This window comes from Rhodococcus sp. MS16 (genome assembly GCF_013277795.1).
GTDB lineage: Bacteria > Actinomycetota > Actinomycetes > Mycobacteriales > Mycobacteriaceae > Rhodococcus_F > Rhodococcus_F globerula.
Genome location: NZ_VBTM01000005.1, coordinates 115,234 through 133,229, shown reverse-complemented (window position 1 = coordinate 133,229; position 17,996 = coordinate 115,234). Strand labels below are relative to the sequence as shown.

At 62.3% G+C, this 17,996-nt stretch carries 12 protein-coding genes; 4 read left to right on the top strand and 8 right to left on the bottom strand.

Annotated features, from left to right (window positions below; all coding sequences use genetic code 11):
• Positions 1–104 precede the first annotated feature (104 nt).
• From FEZ60_RS13395 to FEZ60_RS13380, 4 genes are read left to right on the top strand one after another with little or no spacing between them, the layout of a single operon-like run.
• Entirely contained in the window at positions 105–1,964 is a 1,860-nt protein-coding gene (locus tag FEZ60_RS13395) for a non-ribosomal peptide synthetase (protein ID WP_207185752.1), read from the top strand.
• Positions 1,964–3,187: a cytochrome P450 gene (locus FEZ60_RS13390; RefSeq protein ID WP_045070969.1), complete on the top strand. Its 1,224-nt coding sequence runs from the start codon at positions 1,964–1,966 to the stop codon at positions 3,185–3,187. The genes FEZ60_RS13395 and FEZ60_RS13390 overlap by 1 nt, the downstream gene beginning before the upstream one ends.
• Complete coding sequence (locus FEZ60_RS13385) at positions 3,184–7,320, top strand: non-ribosomal peptide synthetase (RefSeq protein ID WP_172936279.1); 4,137 nt, start codon at positions 3,184–3,186, stop codon at positions 7,318–7,320. The genes FEZ60_RS13390 and FEZ60_RS13385 overlap by 4 nt, the downstream gene beginning before the upstream one ends.
• Positions 7,321–7,361: 41 nt before the next feature.
• Positions 7,362–8,336, top strand: coding sequence for a glycoside hydrolase family 6 protein (locus FEZ60_RS13380; RefSeq protein ID WP_242484597.1), 975 nt, complete (start codon positions 7,362–7,364; stop codon positions 8,334–8,336).
• Here the strand turns inward: FEZ60_RS13380 and FEZ60_RS13375 are convergent.
• The 8 genes from FEZ60_RS13375 to FEZ60_RS13340 form a co-directional block, all read right to left on the bottom strand.
• On the bottom strand, positions 8,303–9,574 hold the full coding sequence (locus FEZ60_RS13375) for a glycosyltransferase (RefSeq protein ID WP_172936277.1): 1,272 nt from the start codon (positions 9,572–9,574) through the stop codon (positions 8,303–8,305). The genes FEZ60_RS13380 and FEZ60_RS13375 overlap by 34 nt on opposite strands.
• A 13-nt stretch (positions 9,575–9,587) precedes the next feature.
• Entirely contained in the window at positions 9,588–10,898 is a 1,311-nt protein-coding gene (locus tag FEZ60_RS13370) for a hypothetical protein (RefSeq protein WP_172936276.1), read from the bottom strand.
• Positions 10,898–11,836 (bottom strand): hypothetical protein, encoded by a 939-nt coding sequence (locus FEZ60_RS13365; RefSeq protein ID WP_172936275.1) that lies wholly within the window; start codon positions 11,834–11,836, stop codon positions 10,898–10,900. Before FEZ60_RS13365 ends, FEZ60_RS13370 begins: the two co-directional genes overlap by 1 nt.
• Positions 11,833–13,728, bottom strand: a complete 1,896-nt coding sequence (locus tag FEZ60_RS13360) for a hypothetical protein (protein WP_172936274.1) — start codon at positions 13,726–13,728, stop codon at positions 11,833–11,835. Before FEZ60_RS13360 ends, FEZ60_RS13365 begins: the two co-directional genes overlap by 4 nt.
• Positions 13,725–14,894, bottom strand: coding sequence for a glycosyltransferase (locus FEZ60_RS33125; protein ID WP_172936273.1), 1,170 nt, complete (start codon positions 14,892–14,894; stop codon positions 13,725–13,727). The genes FEZ60_RS13360 and FEZ60_RS33125 overlap by 4 nt, the downstream gene beginning before the upstream one ends.
• Positions 14,891–15,748, bottom strand: a complete 858-nt coding sequence (locus FEZ60_RS13350; RefSeq protein ID WP_172936272.1) for a glycosyltransferase family 2 protein — start codon at positions 15,746–15,748, stop codon at positions 14,891–14,893. Before FEZ60_RS13350 ends, FEZ60_RS33125 begins: the two co-directional genes overlap by 4 nt.
• Positions 15,749–15,887: 139 nt before the next feature.
• Complete coding sequence (locus FEZ60_RS13345; RefSeq protein ID WP_172936271.1) at positions 15,888–16,973, bottom strand: glycosyltransferase family 4 protein; 1,086 nt, start codon at positions 16,971–16,973, stop codon at positions 15,888–15,890.
• A 3-nt stretch (positions 16,974–16,976) separates the two neighbouring features.
• On the bottom strand, positions 16,977–17,696 hold the full coding sequence (locus FEZ60_RS13340; protein WP_052683643.1) for an ANTAR domain-containing protein: 720 nt from the start codon (positions 17,694–17,696) through the stop codon (positions 16,977–16,979).
• Positions 17,697–17,996: the final 300 nt, after the last annotated feature.

Genomic DNA, 17,996 nt, shown 5'->3' with positions numbered 1-17,996 from the left:
CAATTCAGAGCCGTTCCACCCCTGATTCCTGGTGGCGCGGTGCGTGGAGCTACCCCTGATGCCTGGTGGCTCGTCCGATCTGATGGACGAGTAGGCAGGCCCTCATGAATCACATTCAGCGTCACCTTCACTCTCATTTACCTGACGAACATTTGCCTGACGATTCCGTGGTGCGGCAGATCGCGCGAGTTGTGGAATCCGCGCCCCGCAGCGTAGCCGTTGTCTCAGTGGAAGAAGAGCTCGACTACGGCCAACTACATTCTCGCGCAAGCGCACTCGCCGACGATCTGAAAACTGCCGGGGTGGTTCCTGGTGATCTTGTGGCTCTCTGTGTGCCGCGTTCGACGGACTGTGTCGTCGGTGCGTTGGGGATCCTCTCGGCGGGTGCCGGGTACGTGGCACTCGATCCGCGGCAGCCTGATGCGCGACTTCGGTTTGCCGTCCAGGATAGTTCTGCTCGCGCGTTAGTTGCTTTTCCGGACGTTGCTGCCAGGCTCGATTGGGTCGACCCGATCGTTCCGCCGCGCACTGGGTGCGCACCGGTCGACGGCGAGGCTGTCATTGCCGAGACCTTCAGCACCCGACCGACAGATGCCGCTTACGTCGTCTACACGTCGGGTTCGACCGGTGAGCCGAAAGGCGTTGTCGCCGAGCACGGCGGATTGCTCAACCTGATCGACTGGCACCAACGATCATTCGAGCTGACCTCGAATGATCGATGCACGTTGATCGCGAGTCCGGGTTTCGACGCAGCAGTGTGGGAACTGTGGCCGGCTTTGACGGCGGGCGCGTCGTTGCACGTAGTTCCATCGGGATTGGAAAACGATCCGGTGCGGTTGCGTGATTGGCTGGTCTCCGAACGCGTGAGCGTGTGCTTTGTGCCCACCCCCCTCGCAGAATCGTTGATTGCCATGACCTGGCCGGAAAATACCGCCCTGCGGATTCTGTTGACAGGAGGCGACGTGTTGTACCACCGTCCGCAGCCTGGCTTGCCGTTCACTCTCGTCAACAATTACGGACTGTCCGAGGCGAGTGTCGTCTCCGTGTCGGGGGTTGTCGATCCGCTCGCCGGTGACACCCCAGCAGACGCGTTGCCCGCACTCGGTCGCGCGATCGACGGTGTCGACCTCGAGGTAGTCGGTGAGGACGGTTCCCCGGTCCGTGCCGGTGAGGTCGGAGAATTGGTGATACGGGGTGTATCGGTAGCCCGCGGATATCTCGGTCTGCCGGAGTTGACCGCGCAGAAGTTCTCACAGCACGGCGACGACCCCGCACAACGCGAGTACCGGACCGGTGATCTGGTTCGGCTCAACAGATTCGGCGATGTCGAGTTCTCCAGCCGACGCGACGATCAGGTGCAGATCCGAGGTAACCGGGTCGAAGTCGGTGAGATCGCCGGGGTACTCGATCGACACCCGGCGGTGCAGGCCAGCGTGGTGATCGTTCGCGGGGATCGGCAGAATCCATCTCTGGCTGCGTTTGTCGTTCGGGATGACAAGACGGCGGACATATCGGGGCTGCAGACGTATCTCTCGGCCCACCTTCCCGATCACATGTTGCCTCGTTCCATCATCGAACTTGACGAGTTCCCCACCACCGCACACGGAAAAATTGATCGCGCGGCGTTGGAGCGCGCGGCGCACTCGACCATCAGTGTCGACCGAGGCTCCTTGATCGCGCCTCGAAACGAGGTCGAGGCAGCGCTCGCCGAGATCGTCGCCATACGACTGGATCTGCCGGCGGTGGGGATCGACGAAAACTTCTTCGTTCTCGGCGGCCATTCGATGTTGGGCGCTCAGTTGATCATTCGGATAGCGGAGATGTACGGCGTCGAAATGACGTTGCTCGAGCTTTTCGACAATCCCACGGTTCGTGACATGGCCGCCAAGGTGGAACAACTGGTCGTGGAGCAGATATCCGGCATGAGCGATCAGGAGCTTCTCGACGCAGGACGGAGTGAATGATGACCACGGCACCGACCAAGGCTCCCAGTCTGATTCGACTACTCGACCCCGAAGTGCTGGCAGATCCCTACCAGCTCTATCAATCCTTGCGCGACGAGGCGCCGGTGATGTGGGATCCGTACCTACACGCGTGGGTGGTGACTCGTTACGCGGATGTCGCCGACGTACTCACCCGGTTCAAGGCTGATCGCACGCCCACCCCGGCAAAGTTGGCTGAGTTGGGGATGGAGCAATTGGCTCCGGTGGCGCAAGTGATGGTGCGTCAGATGCTGTTCCTCGATCCACCACAACACGGCCGGGTTCGCGGATTGGCGGCTGCGGCTTTCACACCGCGCCGCATTGCGGCCCTGCGCGGTCACATCCAGGAGATCACCGATTCGCTGATCGACGCGGTCATCGACGACGGGGGCATGGAGGTGATGGACACCCTGGCCAACCCGCTGCCCGCTATCGTGACGGCGGAGATGTTGGGAGTGCCCACCGAAGACCATGAACTGCTGAAGAACTGGTCAAGTGACTTTGCCGAGATGCTCGGCAATTTCCAGCACAATCCCGGCCGCGTTGCCGGTGTCCTGCGCAGCGTGGAGCAGATGACGGAATATTTCCAGGCTGCGGTGCGGAATGAGGCCACGCACCCCACCGACGGTTTGATCGGTGCGCTGTGCGCCGCGGAGATCGACGGAGACAGTCTCAGCGAAGACGAGATAGTGGCCAACGTCGTGGTGACCATGGTCGGTGGGCAGGAGACAACCACCAATCTGATCGGCAACGGCTTGCTCACGTTGCTCCGCCACCGCGATCAGTTCGAGGAATTGATCGACGATCCCTCGGGTCTGAGCGCAGCCATCGAGGAACTGCTGCGTTTCGAGAGCCCGAGCCAACACACGGCACGGATTGCTCCGGACGCGGTGGAGATTGCCGGACAACCGATTCCGGCAGGCCAAGCGGTGATCGCCGTGATGGGGTCCGCGAATCGGGACCCCTCGAAGTTCACCGATCCTGGTCGGCTCGACTTGCATCGCGCACCCAACCGTCACCTCGCATTCGGTTGGGCGGGGCACTTCTGCTTCGGTGCGCCGTTGGCCCGGATGGAGGCGCAGGCGGCATTCGGGACGGTGCTGGCCCGGTTGCCAGGACTGGAACTGGAACCGGGACCGATCCGGTGGCGCCCCAATTTGGGATTACGTGGCCTTGCGTCGCTGAACGTGCGGTGGTCGTTATGACCACCCTCGACAACGAGCGCCGGATCGCGGCGCGGAAAGCACTGCTCGAGAATCGATTGCGGGGAGCACAAGCGAACGGCGCATCACCTTCCGTGCCGCGCAGACGGGGGAGTGAGACCGGTGTGCACTACGCGCCGCTGTCGGCCGCACAGTTGCAACTGTGGTACCTCAATCGGTTGGCGCCGAAAGCGCTTGCGTACAACGAACTTGCCATTGTGACCAAGGACGGGGCTTTCGACGTCGAAGCCCTCAGCTGGGCCTTCAACGAATTCATCCGCAGGCATGAAGCGTGGCGCACCACGTTTGCGATGGTGGGAGACGAGCCGCGGCAGGTGATCCATCCGCCGGCGGTGACGGAGCTGCCAGTCTTGGATGTGAGCCACCTACCGTTCGACGAAGCGGTCGGCGTGGCAACAGACCTTGCCGTCGAGCAGACACGTCAGCCGTACGACACGAGCGCGGGTCCACTGATCCGGCCGCAGTTGGTGCGTGTGTCCGACTCATGTCATCGGTTGTACCTCGGACTGCATCACTTGATCTTCGACGGCGTCACGCTGTACCGGATATTTCTTCCGGAGCTGGTGTCGTTGTACAACTCTCGGATCGCAGGCACTTTGCCTGCGCTTCGTGAGTCGCCCGTTCAACACGGCGACTACTCCTTCTGGGAGCGGAAGTGGGTGGAGGGCGATGAGGTGGCGAACAGGATCGAATGCTACCGACGGCACTTCGAGGGGGCGCCGGCCTTGGACCTTTCGCTCGACCGGCCGCGTCCGCCGCGTCAACGGTTTGTCGGGTCTGTTGAGCCGGTTTCGGTTGACGCCGACACGGTGGCGAGATTGCGTTCCTCGGCGGGCCTGCAAGGGGCAACGCTATTCCATGCCTTGGCCGCGGTGTACGGGTACTGGCTCCAGTGTTACACGGGCAGTAGCGATGTCACGTTCGCAACACCGACAGACCTCCGTCAAAGGTCCGAACTCGAGTCAATGGTGGGGTACTGCCTCACTCCGACCGTGTTGCGCGCGCGGCTCAGCGCGCACTGGACATTTGCCGAGGCCGTCGCCGCCATGCGCACCGAAGTACTGGATGCGCTCGGGCGTGTGGTGCCCTTCGAACGGTTGGTCCGGGGACTGGACGTGCCGCGAGATCCGCGTATGAACCCGCTCTTCCAGTCGGTCCTGGTTCTCGAACCCCCGGCGGTTCCCGTCGACGACGAGTGGTCGATGCAGCTGATGGAGAACGCCGTCGGCTCCGGAGTTGGGCAGGTGAAGTTCGATCTGAGCCTCGAGTTGGACGAGCGCGACGACGGCCGGTTGGTGGGCAGAATCAGCTACAACACAGACCTTTTCGATTCAGGAACGGTCGCGTTGATGGGGCGTCATCTGCACCTGTTGCTGCGGCGGTGTGCGGAAAACCCCACCGCCGTCCTGAGCGAGCTGTCACTCGCGGATCCCGAAGACGTGACTCGGCAGCTGAATCTCAATCCTGCCCCTGCCCCTGCCCCTGCCTCTGCCGAGTCGGGACTGATCGGACAAAGCCCTCCGCGAACGATCCACGAGGCAATCGTGAATCGGGCGATCACGTCGCCGAATGCACCAGCGGTGACGGTGGGTGCGATCTGCTTGACCTACGGCGAGCTGGTGAACCGGGCCCGTTCGATTGCCGGACGTCTTACCCGCGTGGGTATCGGTCCGGGAACTGTTGTGGCGGTGTTGATGCCACGCACGATTGATCTCGTGCCGGCGATTCTGGCCGCCTTGATGGTGGGCGCTGCCTATCTGCCGATCGAGCCTAGGCAACCGGTGCGGCGGGCCCGGTTCATGCTCGAGGACGCGCATGCGTCGGTAGTGCTGACTGCCGAATCCTTGGCGGAGGAATTGACGTGGGTCGACTGCCCAGTGGTGACGGTGGACGGCCAGGAGCCCTCTGATCCAAGCACAGAACGGTTGGTCGACGCTCGGTACACGGGGGCAGTTCGGCCTGACGATTTGGCCTACATCATCTACACGTCGGGTTCGACCGGGACGCCCAAAGGTGTTCAGGTGGAACACCGCAATGTGCTGGATCTGATGTCGGCGTTGCCGGTGGCGCTGGGTCTCGATTCCGGCGACGTTGTGCTTTCGGTGGCCTCATACACGTTCGACATGTCGGTTGGCGACTACTTCGTGACTCTCGGGATCGGGGCCGGTCTTGTGGTCGCTACCACCGAGGAGATGCACGACCCGCGCCGGCTTGCGCACGTGATCGAGCAGTGCGGCGCCACGCGGATGAGCGCAACCCCCACCAGTTGGGCAGCGCTGCTCGAATCGGGCTGGGCAGGAAGCCCCGGGTTGATCGCGGGTGCGGTTGGTGAACCGCTACCGCAGTCGGTGGCAATGTCGCTGTCCGGTCTCTGCGCCGGGGTGTGGAACGGGTGGGGCCCAACCGAGACGACAGTGTTTGCCGGCGGCGGATCGGTCTCCCCGGATGAACCGGTGACAGTGGGCCGACCGATGCCGGGAACACGTCTGTACGTCACGGATTCGAGTGGGCGGATCCTTCCGATGGGTGTGCCGGGAGAGATTGTGATCGGCGGACCAGGGGTGTCGAGAGGGTATCTCCACCGCACGGGTGAGACGGCGCAACGGTTCGTACCGGATCCGTGTGTGCCCGGAGAGCGCGCCTACCGCAGCGGTGATCGCGGGCGGTACATCGCCGACGGACGGCTGCGGCACCTCGGGAGACTCGATGGTCAGGTCAAGATCCGCGGGTTCAGGATCGAACTGGGCGAGATCGAAGCGACGCTGAGAGAACATCCGGGCGTGGCAACGGTGTCCGTCGACGTCGGCACCGACCACCGCGGACAACCGCAGTTGCTTGCCTACATCGTCCCGGCCGAGAATTACTCCCGGCAGAACCAACCGGATGACGACGCGAATCTGCGCGCGTGGACACGGCAACGACTGCCGGAGTACATGGTGCCGGCCGTGATCATTCGAGTGCCGGCGCTTCCCACCTCGGTAAGTGGGAAACTCGATCGCCGGGCGTTGCGCGACCTGGCCGCTCGAATGCAGCGCGAAGGCGCAGATGAACATCGCAGCGCGGCAATCGCTTCCGAGAGGTCTTCTGCACGGGTGCTCACGCCGACGGAGCAGAAGGTAGCCTCTCTGTGGTCGATGCTGCTCGCCACCGAGGTGTCGGATCTGGATCGGAACTTCTTCGATCTCGGCGGGCATTCGATTCTGGCCGCGAATCTTGTTGCGCAGATCGAATATCGGATGGGTGCGCAGGTGTCGCTGGTCGATTTCCTCGACAAGGGCACTACCGTTGCTGGGCTTGCGCGCCTCGTGGACGGTGCGTCGTCGCCGGCCGAATCGCACGCGCCGGCTGTGACGGACCGGCCGCCCGCCTTCTTCGTGTTTCCCGATCTCCCGAGCGCGATGAGTCTGCGGCATCTGCGTACGCTGTGGGGCGACGAGCAGGGTGTGTATCCGCTGCTGCCGCTTGCCGCGTCGATGCGCCCGGAACGCTCGGATACCGTCGAGCAGCTCGTGGAGCCCATGATGTCGGCGATGCGGGCCGTTCAACCGGAAGGGCCATATGCACTGGCCGGCTTCTCGTTCGGCGGGCTTGTGGCGTACGAGCTAGCTCGGCAGTTGGATCGCGATGGGCAGCAGGTCGCATGGCTGGGGATACTTGACACTCCGACGCCGGAAACCGCAGGGCGAGTGATGAAGCGATGGAAGTCGTCGTCGGGACGACTCGAGCGGCTGCGCCAGCCCGGCAGGATCAAGCTGGTGACCGAATATGCCCGCAACCTCAGATGGTCGGGCCGGGAGAAACTGATTGCCGCGGGAGTCATTCGGCGTTCGGCGACGGAGGATTTCGATCTCCGGGGTGTCTGGGACATCATGGCGCGCTACGAACAACGCGGGCACAGCGTGCCACTCGAACTATTTGTCACGTCGACGACGGCGGCGGAAGTGCGAACACCGATTCTGGGGTGGGATACCTTCCACGAAGGTCGGGTGCGCACGCACTTTCTGTGCGGAAGCCACGACTCGATTCTCGACAGCCCACAAATCGAAGAACTGGCAGCGATCATGCTGGCAGGTCTTCACGATGCTCTTCACGAGACAAGGGTGGACCTACCGTGATGTGGAATCGAATCGTCGCGTGTGCCTGCGCGGTTGTGCTCATGACAGGTTCGAGTTGTTGTGCGGCTGGGGCGCGAGACGACCTGGCTACTCTGCAGCAGGTCGCGTCCGGAGCTTTCTACGTCGACCCGAATTCGAGTGCGGCGCGCGCGATGGTCGACTACCCGGAAACCGCCTCGACCGTTGCCAGATTGGCCGACACACCGCAGGCATTGTGGCTCAGTGCAACATCTCCGCCGTCAGCGGTTGCCAACCAGGTGGGGCGCTACGTCGACGGCGCGGCGAGTGCGGGTGCTGTTCCGGTGTTGGTCACCTATGCGATTCCCCAGCGCGACTGCGGTTCCTTCTCTGCCGGCGGGTACAGCAACGGCGCGGACTACCGGACCTGGTCGGACAATGTCGCGGCCGGAATCGGTAGCCGCGAAGCCGTCGTGATCGTGGAACCGGACGCGCTCACCGACCGATCGTGCCTGTCTTCGGAACAGATTACGGAACGAATGGATCTACTTCGCTATTCGGTGAATGCTCTTTCTGCGGAACCGAATACGGCGGTGTACATCGACGGTGGTCATTCTCGATGGCTGGATGCACCTGAGCTGGCGAGCCGACTGGGATCGGCCGGCGTTGATCGAGCCAGGGGGTTCAGTCTCAATGTCGCCAACTTCTACACGACAGCGGAGCAGGAAGCATACGGCGAGTCCGTATCGGCGCTGACCGGCGGAAAGACCTACGTCGTCGATACGTCACGCAACGGCGCCGGACCACCGCCCGAAGGGCCGCTCAACTGGTGCAATCCTCCGGATCGCGCGCTAGGGTCGGCCCCGACAACACAAACCCAGGCAGCGCACGCGGACGCGTATTTGTGGGTCAAACATCCCGGCGAATCGGATGGCACGTGCAATCGCGGTGAGCCGCCGTCGAGTGTGTGGTGGAATGCGTATGCTGTTGCGATTGTGCAGAATTCGGGACGACGCCGAAGTATTCATACGGCACGCCGTGAAATTGCTCTAGCGTAGGCGCGTCGAACCTGCGGCAGGACTGTCGATTCGGTATAGGCGCGGGCCCTGGTCCTTCCACCGTCAGCCAAACGTGTGTGGAGGGCCTGATCGTTGAGCAGCAGTTCAAGTGCCCGGGCGAGTTCGGCGGCATTGCCGGGAGGAACAAGCAGTCCGGAGCGATTGTGGTCGATCACGTCCCGTAGCCCGCCGATGTCGGACGCGACAACCGGGGTTCCCGCACTCATCGCTTCGATGGCAACAAGTCCTTGTGGTTCCGCCCATCTCGAGGGGACGCAGACCACGCGAGCCCTTCGCATGGCAGCCATGATCTGTTGGTGTCCGGCGTTGGTGCGCACGATCACTCGGCGTTCGGAGTCGCCGGTCATCGACGGAGTATCGGGGCGTTGCATTCCGATCACGACCAGTGGAATCGGCGTGGGCATGAGCCGCTGCGCGTCCAGCAGTGTCGTGATTCCCTTGTGCGGGCCGATGGCACCGATGAAGAGGAGGTAGTCGGTGGACGGGAGGAAATCGGCTGTGCCATTCCCCAGCCCTTCGTCACCCAGCCCCTCGTCACCGAGCCCCTCGTCACCGACATCGTCGGGTACAAACGACGGTATTACGGCTACCCGATCCGGATTGACTCCCTTCAGACATGATTGCGCCACTGCTGTGCTGATCGGCAGAAAGAGCCCGACGCGATCGAGAAGATGTTGGCTCTCGGCCAGTCCGAGGACAAGTGGCACGGCCTTCGGTGCCCCGTAGAACTCGCTTGCGCACCGAAGGCACCGCTTGATTCCTGGGCCCGGGCATACGGTGTCGAGCGCGTTCGCGGGTACCAGAGTTTTCTTGGCACAGTTCAGTCCGTAGTCGTGGAGAGTGACTACCAGTGCGGTTTGCCGAGGTAAGCGCAAGCGCAGGCACGAGTGCAGGATCCATCCGTGGGCGTGCACTACATCGGGTTGTAGCCGATCGACAAGGCGCTGGAGGTGCCGTGTCAGTGCGGGATCGGGTGCGGTGGGATGAAATTGGTGGGTGGGGTCGGAGGTGAACGGTCGCAGGAATCGCGTCCAACCAGGTAGGTGGTGGACCATGACCAGGCCTTCGAGCGAATGCGAGGCTGTGCCGCCTCGGCTGAGTGTGGCGACTGTGACTTCGGTTCCGTCGCCGGCCAATCCGGTGGCCAGTGCATGCACGGCACGTTCGAGTCCCCCGGCCGCCGGTGGGTAGCTGTCGGAGACCACGAGGACCTTCACCGGCGAACCCCCTTCACCGAAGAACCCTCTGCTGTGCGGGCACGATGATGTAACGCCACCGCGCCAACGCCCAGAGTGCGCCGAGGCTCTGCGCTGCGAGCCAGCTGATTCCGACAGCAACAATCCCCATGGAGGGCAACAGGATCCAGGAGAGCGCCAGGCACATCAGCAGCATCGACACGTTGAGCGTCATTGCCTCGCGCAGCCTGCCGACTGCACGCAGAACTGCCACCGCGATGTTGGTGACGGCGTCCGGGATGGCAGAGAGGGTAAGCACGATCAGCAGCATTTTCCCGTGGGCACTGTGCGACTCGCCGAATACCCGCAAGGCCCAACCGCCGCCGATGAGGTAGACGAGGATCAGCGGGCCGAGCAGCGCGGCGATGATCCGACTGCAGCGCCGTGCGAGAGCCGGGATGTCTTCGGGATCTGTTGCGGTCTCGGCGAACAGCGACATCGCGATACACGGACTGATCATGAAGAACACCGCGCCGAGCATCCAGGTCGCATAGAAGTAGGCGCCGTCGGATTCGGACAGTCTGGCGAGCACGATGATCGGCAGCACGAATGACGTGACACTCGCAGCCACAGTCACGACGTGTTGCCCCAGAAGCGACGCGCTCATGTCCCGGACGTCGGAGACGAGGTGTCCGAACAGCGGCCGCATGCTGTGCTCACCGCGAATTCGTCTGCACCAGAACGTCGAGAACACTACCGATATCACCGCGGACGCGCTCCAGGCCGTCAGAATCTGGTTGTGAGTGCCATTGATGAGCACCGGAAAGAACAGCAACGGAATGCGTAAGCCGGTGAACAGCATGTTGCGCGCGAGGAGCAGTCCGCTGCGGCGTAGCGCAACTGCCACACAGTCGGCCAGCGTGCCGAGAGCGAAGAATGTGGCTCCCATCGTGAATGCCGCTGCGGCAACGGCGGTGCTCAGCGACGGGAGGGTGTCCAGAACGTATCCCAAGGTGAGAACCACGACTGCGGACCCGGACACCGCAGTCACGATCACGACTGTCACTGCGGCGGTGAGTATTCGCCGCCAGCGATCAACCGTGAGCGTGCGCGGTAACCACTCGACCATCGCGGTGGCAGCGCCGACGCTGGCGATCAATGCCGTCGCCTGCATGGCGCTGGTGGTGGCCGCTCCGACTCCGATGTCCGCTGTTGATGTCGTGTGAGCAACAACAAGCCAGAACACATAGCCCATGAGGGAAGTGAGAACGGTGCTCGCCATCATGTAAGAACTGTTGCGCAGCATCGAGTCTTCGGCTATTCGGGTCCGCGCGATCTGGGGGAGAGAGCCGAGTGTCACCTTCATCAGGGCGCCACGGAGAGATAGAGCACGAGGGATGTCGGTCCGACACCGACGGTGTCGGGGGTCTGGGCTATCGTGAGGTCGATCGCGACGCGGTACCGGCCGGGCTCGTTCGGTGCGAGGAACGACACCGTTCCGACCTGGGCGCTGCGGGCATTGGTGTTGGTGTCGAAGGGTGCGGTCGGTGGTGTCGTCACAAACCGCGGATCGGTTGGTGAGACGCCGCCGATGGTTGCGGACACGTCCGGCGGCAGGGTGGGAAAGAGGAATCCGTAGCTGTACGAAGTCCATTCGATGTCGACCGGAGAACCGGGTGCCACTGCGAGTTGGCCAGCGATGGCAGTGTCGGGGCCGGTGAGAATCGTGTTGACATACCGTTCGGGCTGCGTTGTCTGCATCGCGAGCGCTCCGATCAACGCGCCGACGCACAGGGCCGTCAACGCGAGCGAGACCAGTGCGGTTTTCCCGACTCGGCGCCACGTTACGTCGGGGGCTGCGCGCGATTCAGGTTTCCGCGGAGACTGCCGGATGCGAATGGCCAACAGGGATAACATCACCGCCGATACGGCAAAGAGTGCCAGTGCGATGGTTGACGTGGTCAGTTGAAATCCCAATGGGCCAAGTGCCAGAACGGTTTCGAGCAGGATGATGAGGGTAAACAGGGCTGGAAGAAGTACGCGCAGCGGTTTTTCGAGTCCGTCGAAGCGGGTGTCGGTACTACCGGGCGTCTTGCCGAGGATCAGCGCCGCGGCCGCCCACGCCGGTATGACGAGGAGTGCGGCCACTGCACACACCCGAAGTTCCACGGGAGCCCGGAGCAGTACCGCGGCGAGAGACACGGCCGCGACCACGGCGGAAACCCTCACTCCGGTAAGGAGATCGGAGGTCAGGACCACGTCCAGGACTTGGCGACTCCGAGTGGCAATGTCAGTGCGTTTCATGGCGTTCCTGTCAGATCGGTCAGTTCGGTGCCGACGCTCGCCGAATCGAGGCGGTAGACCCGGAGATGCTCGGTCGACATGATCAGCGACGCCCATGGCGCGTGGTCGAGTCGGGCGAGGTACGACGGCGGTGTCGGCAGGCCGGCCAGGGGATCTCCGCTGCCGTAGTTGTCCCCGTTGAAGGGTGGGGAATCCGCCATTCGGGTATCGACGACAAGGTAGTCGTAGGTTGCCCCGGCCAGGTCGGTAGCGAGCTTCGTATCGGGGTCGGTGTCGGTCTGGGTCAGCTCCCACACCGGAAAGTCGGATGACGGTTCGGAGACGTAGAGTTCGCCGTACGCCGCCAGCGCCAGCGTTGTGTATCGGTCGGTCACGACGCGCACGCGACCTTCTCTCAGTCGAATGTGTTCGGCCACCGTCCGAGCTTCGGAGCTCGCGGATCTGGTGTCCGAGCCCCAGAGAAACGGGCCGGGAAAGCGGTACGGATCGTTGAGGCCGGCGCCGACATTGCCGATCAGCAAGACGATCAGGACGGCGAGCGAGATCAGTTTCCGGAACCGGATCACGATGCGTGGCAACCGATCCTGGAACGCGACGACGAGGGCGCACATCACTGCCACCCCGACGTAACTGAACGCCCACGAGCGCCTGGCCCCCTCTGCGCCCGATGGGGCCAGCACAAACAGAACCGACGGGAAGTAGACGGCCCCGATGGCGATGAACGCGAGGGTTGCGGACGTGACTTTGCCCCGCACGCGCGCGATGACCAACAGGCCCAACGCAAATATCGCGGCCACCGCTGCCGGGGCGGCGGCGGTGAAGGCTCGTTCCCAGAGTGGTTGAACATTGGCGGCGAGCAGTTCGCGGCCACTCGATTGTGACGTGGCGATGCTGCTCAACTGAGTCACCGAGTTGGCGAGATACGGCGAGAGGTAGCTCACGGTCGGTGATGCGACAAAGACAAGCCAGGCGGCGCCGACGGCCGCGGTGCCGCTCAGCAGAACCCACCATGCGTATGGCCTTTGGTGTGCGCGTACAAACCCGAATGCGGTGACAGTGACGGCGATTGCACCCGAGATCAGGAGCAAGGCGATGGTGGTCAGATGGTGGGTCACGACGCATACGGCGCCGCACGTGACCGCGATCGACAGAAAAGCGATTCGACGACGACGATCGTCCGACCGTGCGGCAATCGAGGTCAAAGCCAACGCCCACATGAAGAATGTGATGGCAACACCCTCGTACGCGAATTGAGTGTCGAAATAGATGGCAGACGGATTGAGGGCGTAGATCAGCGCTGCCACGGCACCTGCACGGGCGGAGCGCAGTAGCGACGTTCCAAGGACGTATGCACCGAGAATTGTCATCACGTGGGTGACGACCATCAACACTTCGCCGGCGGACCAGGCCGAAAGTCCGGTCAGCTGAGCGATCGAGGCGGACAGGGCTGACGTACCCGGGAAGTATTCGACTATCGGGATGATCGAATTGGGTGGGAACAGTTGGCCGCTCGACATGACGTCGACGGATTCACGCCAGTGCGCATACTCGTCGTGATACGACGGACCGAAAGGGTTTCGGAGATACTTCGGGACTGCCGTGAAGAGTCCGAGCAACGCTATCGCGCCGATGCGTTGATTGACTGTTGTCCCGAAAGCCGCCAGTTTGGCTGCCAGCGGAATAACCCCGAGCAGCATACCGGCCCAGAAGGTTGCGTAGTAGACATTCGGCGGTGAACCGTCGGACGACATCCGGTACGACACACCGATCAGGAGTATTCCGAGTGCAAGGAGGATGCCTGTCGATGTCCACGACCGCAGCGCCGAGCGTGAAGTGTCGGAGAACCGATGCCGCGGAGTTTGTTCGGCATCGACCGGGACGAGTGCGATCATGATCGCGCCAACCGTTCGATCGCACGCAGGGTGGTCGACCACGACGTGTGGTCGGTGAATCGTCGATGGCGGTCCGGCGGAATCGACATCAAGGTACGACGGAGTGCGTCGACGTTGTCGGGTTCGACCAGATGGGCGCCTTCGTAGGTGCGAGTTGCTTCGACCAGTCCGCCCACCGCGTAGAGCACGACGTGTAGCCCCGAGTGCATTGCGATCTGCAGCGGACCGCTTGCCGACGCGCGCCGATAGGGAAGCACCACTACGTCTGTATCGCGGAAGAATTGGCCTGCCTCGGCGTCGCTGACGTAGCGATTCACGAAGGTAATGCGCCGACGGTGTGGACTGGCGGATATCAGTGCTGCCGGGGCCTGCCAGTTCTCCCAGGTCTCACCCACGATCGTGAGGTGAAACTGTGCTGCCTGCTCGGCGCTGAGTTGGTTGAAGGCCACCAGGAGATCGTCGAGTCCCTTGTACGGTCTGATGAGGCCGAAAAAGAGCAGTCGGGTTGGCCCACTGCGGGAATCGTGAGAAGCCGGGGAATCGGCGGGGGAATCGGCGATGTGTGTGTACGGTCCGTGGGGTGCTGTTTCGATGTCGAGCCGGTCGAACAGACGCGAGCCGAATGTTCTGCGCAGTAACTCTAAATCATGGTTGTTGTGGACGAGCGCGCCATGGGCGAGCGACAGCAGAAGGGGCATACCGCGTCGACAGTACATATCGACGCCCAAGACCAAAGCCTCACTGGTGTCCTGAGTCTCGTGAAACTCGACAACCACACGAATGCCGAGTACCCGGGCAAACAAAGCGACGAGGATATAGGTGTGGAGTGTCGCGGCAGTCCACCATTGCAGTACAACCAGATTCGGCTTTGTCGAGCGAAGCCGAGCCAGGGCCCCCAATAGGCCGGGAAACCAGTACCAGTCGAGTTCGCCGATGCGAGTGACATTGTTGCCGTAGCGAAGCGCGGTTCCGGTATTCGGTGAGCGACGAGTAGTCGGATACAACCGCCGCGGGATGACCCGGCGTAGCAGGAGCACCGACACATCGTGTTCGCGACTCAGTTCGTTCGCAAGTGTGCAGGTGTAGGCCGACAACCCACTGAGGAAGTGAAAGCCCGGACCCACGAGCACTACCTCGAGTCTGCCTTCCGCGTTCACGCTGCTCACCCCGCAGCCTTCGGCAGATGCAGAACCTTGGGCGGACTGCTGGGTGGATTGTTGGGCGGATCATTTTGTGCTGCTGCGACTACCGAGATCCGGTGCACAATGGGTGCGATGTCCGGTCGGTGCTGCACCCGAATCCGAGTCAGGACGGCAAGGCAGACAACACCATCTCGCCAGGTGATTTTCTTGCCCTCCGACACGGATCGTCCGTGATACGACACAGGCACCTCGAGAGGTCGGATACCGCACCGCAGTAATCGCGCTGTCATTTCCGTGTCGAGGCCGAAACCGCCCTCCGTCAATGTCAGGGAGCGCAGGTGATCGGTCGGGATGAGTTTGAGGCAAGTGTGCATGTCCGTCAGGCAAGCGTCGTACAACACGTTGGCAAACAAGGTTGTTGCGCGGCCTCCGATGGCAAACCGAAATGACGGAAAGCAGGCGTTGACTCCGCGGACCCTCGCGCCGAACACGTGATCGGAGTATCCGGCCAGTACCGGTGCGATCAGCGACGGAATATCGCTCGGCAGATATTCGAGATCTGCGTCGAGGATGACGAGGTGACTTCCGGCGGCGTAGTCCAACCCGGTTCGAATTGCCGCGCCCTTACCGCGATTGACCGGATGGGTCACTACGACAATGTCTTTCGATGTCCGAGCGTCTGATCGCTGAGCTTCGAGAATTCGTGCGGTGCGATCGGTGCTGCCGTCGTCGACGACTATCAGCTCCATCCGGCACGGATAACGTACAGCGAATACGCGGTCTATTGCTGCCTTCAGCGTGCGTTCCTCGTTGAAGACCGGCATCAGTATCGAGAGGCTGACCAGCGGCTGGCTGTGCGGAAACGAAGGCTGATTCATTGCGGGTGCCACCTGACTCGTCCGTGCGGGGAGGGACGAGCTACCGGGAATCAGGGGCAGCTCCGAATATCGGTGCGGAAGTACCAGGGAACAAGGGCATGCCGACTAATTCGAACTTACTCCTCGGCGACTCTCCACGCTACGGCTCCCCTCGGAGTACATGTCGGTACACCTGGGCTGTTGCGGTCGCCACGCCGGCCCAGTCAGGCAATACCACGTCGTCGCCGGTGCCGGCACTCAACTGAAGTGCGATCGCACGGGCTATGGATGTGGCGCCTGCAGTCGGTGGGATCAGGACTGCTCCGGTACCGAGGAATCTCCGAACAATCTCACGATGAGCTGGTATGTCGCTCAGGACGATTCGTGATCCTGCCGCAGCCGACTCGAGTGGGGCGATGCCAAAGGCTTCATGCTCGGACAAGGAGATGGACACGTTCGCCGTCCGGAGCCAGCGATGCATGCCGGGAGTGTCCAGCCGTCCCGTGAACCGCACCCGGTCGCCGAGTCCGAGGCGGGCGGAACTGGCGGCCAGTGCATTTCGAGCAGAACCGTCGCCGACGACAACAAGCTGGACGGTGTCGGGTAATTCGACCATGGCCTCGATGATCCGATCCACCCGCTTGTATGGTTCCAATCGCCCGTGAAACAACAGCGTGGCGGTTTCGTCGGGATACGGCGTCGCGGCGCGTACTGCAGCTGCGTCGACGCCGTTGGGAATGACAGTTGTGTAGGTTTCGAGGCCCGGGAAATACGAATGCACCAACTCGAGTTCTGCATCGGAGACACAGACAACGGCCGAGCTCGAGGTGAAGAGCGCTCGGGAGAATTTCCGGTAGAGCGAATGCAGCATGCGGGTGGATCGAGTGTGTCCGGTGCCGTGAAAATGTGGGGTGAAGACGACCGGCCGACGGAACCCGGTCAATGCGGCCAACGCGGAGGATGCGTGATAGCTGTGGACGTGGACGATGTCAAAAGTATTGTCGAGGTGCATGGTTCGCACCAAAAGTCGGGGTGAGACCGACATGGCGGTGGTTGTCCAGGCGGGGTAGCGGTGAACAATCGAATCGCGTTTTTGCGGGGTCGCCGGCGTTTCCGCTCGACGGCTACCGGTGAAAACTTCGACATCGATCCCGGTCGAGCTCAGATGTGTGGCCAACTGCGCGACGTGGTCTTCGACTCCGCCGATGGACGGCGGGAATGCCGGTGTCACCAAAGCGACGCGCATCGATCACACCTTCAGTCCCAGTTCGACAATCGCCCGCGCGACGGACAGCACGGTCGCGTTGTGGCTGCGTGCGCGTCGGCGGATGAGTTGGTATGCCGAGTCGATGGTGGTGTTGTGGTCCTTCGAGATGATCCCCTTGGCCTGTTCGACAACGATTCGGGTTTCGAGTGCATGTTGCAGCTGCGTGGATTCCCGTTCGCGCTCGTGTAGTTCGAGCGACATGAGTATGAACCCCATCGCGACGGTGGTCAGTGCCTGGGCTGCGCTCACATCGTCGTCGTCCCAGATGATCATCTCGTGCGAGAAGACGGTCAGCGTCCCGATCGAGGTTCGGGCGGGGGCCGCGGAGCCACTCGAGATTCTCGCCTCCCGGTAAAACGGAAGCGCCGCCACGGCTTTGACGCCCAGGTGGCTCGCTTGGGCAGCAAAGGCAGGCCAGGCGTATGCGGCGCTCGGCACATCGGTGATCTGCACGCTGTCGAGTCGGGGTAACCTCCCTGGCCCTATCCGAAACTCTCGTTCGCATCGATCGAATTCGGGTGAGCTGACCGACGTGATGTCCGGTTGATCGGGAAGGGTGACGGTGATGCTTGCCGCTGCGGTATCGAATATGTCGGCGATGTAGCACACGAGTTCGTGAAGTGTTTGCGTTGCCGAGTTACCTTCGCGCGGCGGCGACGCGAAATGGGTCAGGGCACAGAGGTATAGGGCGTCATCATGCATGGGTATCCCACCGTAGGTCGTTACCGGTGCCGTGAATTGTCCCCGCAGAAGTGGAGTCTGCGCAGACGTGGCAGATGTTCCGTATCTTGTTCCAGTGCACAAGGTTCGGACATATTTGAATTCAGATGCTCTGAAATCCAGTTCCGAGGACGGAACCTGAGGTCAGAAACAAACTGAAATCCCGATATGACCCAAGCGTACAGACCCAGGGAATGAATGGGAACCCATATGGCCCGTGGTCGACGGCGAATTTCCTTGCGACCCTTGCGAAGCGAGTTTCCATACCTTGCGTCCGGTTCT

Excerpts from the sequence above, each read along its gene's own strand:
- FEZ60_RS13370 (WP_172936276.1), bottom strand. The coding sequence starts at position 10,898 with ATGAAGGTGACACTCGGCTCTCTCCCCCAGATCGCGCGGACCCGAATA.
- FEZ60_RS13345 (WP_172936271.1), bottom strand. The coding sequence starts at position 16,973 with ATGCGCGTCGCTTTGGTGACACCGGCATTCCCGCCGTCCATCGGCGGA.
- FEZ60_RS13385 (WP_172936279.1), top strand. The coding sequence starts at position 3,184 with ATGACCACCCTCGACAACGAGCGCCGGATCGCGGCGCGGAAAGCACTG.
- FEZ60_RS13350 (WP_172936272.1), bottom strand. The coding sequence starts at position 15,748 with ATGAATCAGCCTTCGTTTCCGCACAGCCAGCCGCTGGTCAGCCTCTCG.
- FEZ60_RS13360 (WP_172936274.1), bottom strand. The coding sequence starts at position 13,728 with ATGATCGCACTCGTCCCGGTCGATGCCGAACAAACTCCGCGGCATCGG.
- FEZ60_RS13340 (WP_052683643.1), bottom strand. The coding sequence starts at position 17,696 with ATGCATGATGACGCCCTATACCTCTGTGCCCTGACCCATTTCGCGTCG.
- FEZ60_RS13395 (WP_207185752.1), top strand. The coding sequence starts at position 105 with ATGAATCACATTCAGCGTCACCTTCACTCTCATTTACCTGACGAACAT.
- FEZ60_RS13380 (WP_242484597.1), top strand. The coding sequence starts at position 7,362 with ATGACAGGTTCGAGTTGTTGTGCGGCTGGGGCGCGAGACGACCTGGCT.
- FEZ60_RS13365 (WP_172936275.1), bottom strand. The coding sequence starts at position 11,836 with ATGAAACGCACTGACATTGCCACTCGGAGTCGCCAAGTCCTGGACGTG.
- FEZ60_RS13390 (WP_045070969.1), top strand. The coding sequence starts at position 1,964 with ATGACCACGGCACCGACCAAGGCTCCCAGTCTGATTCGACTACTCGAC.